2 protein-coding genes and 1 pseudogene are annotated in these 1,765 nt (G+C 63.6%); 2 read left to right on the top strand and 1 reads right to left on the bottom strand.

What is annotated here, in order from left to right:
* Positions 1 to 609 (bottom strand): annotated as a pseudogene (locus ABYB95_RS22940) (hypothetical protein); the annotation flags it as partial.
* Between the two features lie 62 nt (positions 610 to 671).
* Between ABYB95_RS22940 and ABYB95_RS22935 the strand changes: the two are divergent.
* Together ABYB95_RS22935 and ABYB95_RS22930 are read left to right on the top strand one after the other, a co-directional pair.
* A complete protein-coding gene (locus tag ABYB95_RS22935) occupies positions 672 to 1,319 on the top strand; it encodes a DUF1326 domain-containing protein (RefSeq protein WP_372662493.1) in 648 nt (215 codons plus the stop codon).
* A gap of 7 nt (positions 1,320 to 1,326) precedes the next feature.
* A partial coding sequence (locus ABYB95_RS22930) for a DUF2182 domain-containing protein (RefSeq protein WP_372662490.1) occupies positions 1,327 to 1,765 on the top strand: 439 nt, incomplete at its 3' end.

Below are 1,765 nucleotides of genomic sequence, written 5' to 3'. Positions count from 1 at the left end.
GGCACGCGCGCTTTGCTCATCGAGCACGCGCCGGTGCACGCGTCGCACCGCTTCGCGCTCGCCATCCAACCAAAGCCCGTAGCGGTGGGCTGCCGTCAGTTCAAGATCGGCGGGGTAGCCCGCCGCGAGCGCTTGTTCCATCGCGTGCAAGCGCGCATCGGGCATATCGATGTCACCGGGTTCCAGCAACGCCTTGGCCGCCCACACATCGACAGCGATCAAACTGGGGTCGAGGGCAATCGAATGGGCATCTGTCTGCAACGCCTGGCCATGCGGTGTTTCGAGTAGCGGGCGCAGCTGGGTCAGACTCCAGCGCAGCGCAGCCCGTGGGTCGGCGGCCGATTCCCAGAACATCTCGCACAAGGTTTCGCGCCGAATAGGACGCGCCTCGATGGCGAGGTAGGCCAGCAAGGCCCGCGTCTTGCGCGATTTCGGCAGGGCTCGCGGCTCCTCACCGCTCAACAGGGCGGTGTCCCCCATCAAGTGGAGATAGAGCGGTTGGACCTGGTTCACGGGTTCTTTCGGGTTGGGATCGACGCGGATGACCCCATCGAAACGGCTTCGAAGCTGCTGCGCACGCCGCACATCGACGGCAATTTCAACGGCCATTCAAACGCCGATGCAAACGCCTCTGCGCAACTATAGGCCCATTGGTGCATTTGCCTAAGCGCATGGCGCATGCACCAAGGCCTTCAACTTCACCCAGGAGAACCCTCATGTCTCAATGGAAACTCACCGGAACTTACTTCGAAGCCTGCAACTGCGAGGCAGCCTGTCCATGCATATTCACAAGCCCACCCACCGACGGCGACTGCAAAGCGTTAGTGGCTTGGCACATCGACAAAGGCAGCTATGCCGACACCAGCCTCGATGGTTTGAACGTCGCGCTCGCCGTGCACGCGCCGGGCACCATGGTGGCCACCAAATGGCAGGTGGCGGCCTACTTCGACGACAAGGCCAGTGCAGCACAAAGTGAGGCGCTGCACGCGATCTTTGGCGGCAAGGCAGGCGGGCACCCGGCCGTGCTGGCTTCTTTCATCGGCGAGATGCTGGGTGCCAAGAGCGTGCCCATGGTCTACAGCGCGGACGGCCGCAAGAGCAGTCTGTCCATTCCCGGTGTCGCCGAGGCCCAGATCGAGCAGCTCGACGGCCAGGGCGGCGGGGCGATCACCATCGACGGCCACCCGCTGTGTATTGCACCGGGCAATTCCGCCACGGTCGCGCGATCCAGCCGCTTCACGCTTTCTGATTTCGGTCGGGGCTGGAACTTTTCGGGCAAAAGCGGTCTGATGTCCGGCTTCGCCTACCAGTCCGAGTAACCGGGTGATGCACACCGCTTTGCGTTGGAAATGGGTCGCGGCCTCGCGCCATGCACCGGTGTGGATCGGCATGGTGGCGATCGCCGCCCTGTGCTGGTTCTACCTGGTTCGGATGGACCAGAGCATGTCGGCCATGGGCGGCGCGCACGCGGCACAAAAATCCATGGCGATGAACGGCGACGGCCTCGGGCAACTCGGCGCGGCTTTCGCCATGTGGGCGGTCATGATGCTCGCCATGATGCTGCCAACGGTCGTGCCGTCGGCCTTGCTCTTTTCGAATCTCGCTGCGAAACGCAAGGCCAGCAACAGCAACATGGCCACGGCGATGTACGTGGCCGGCTACTCGGCCAGCTGGATCTTGTTTGCGGCTCCCGCAGCAGCGCTTCAGGCGACCTTGACGGCCACCTCCTTGCTCGATCCGATGGCCCAGAGCACGAGTGCGCTGC

The sequence above is a fragment of the Hydrogenophaga sp. genome (genome assembly GCF_041633695.1).
Taxonomy (GTDB): domain Bacteria; phylum Pseudomonadota; class Gammaproteobacteria; order Burkholderiales; family Burkholderiaceae_C; genus Hydrogenophaga.
The sequence above is the reverse complement of the archived record's forward strand: the minus strand, read 5'-3'. Positions and strand labels throughout refer to the sequence as shown.

Excerpts from the sequence above, each read along its gene's own strand:
- ABYB95_RS22935 (WP_372662493.1), top strand. The coding sequence starts at position 672 with ATGGCGCATGCACCAAGGCCTTCAACTTCACCCAGGAGAACCCTCATG.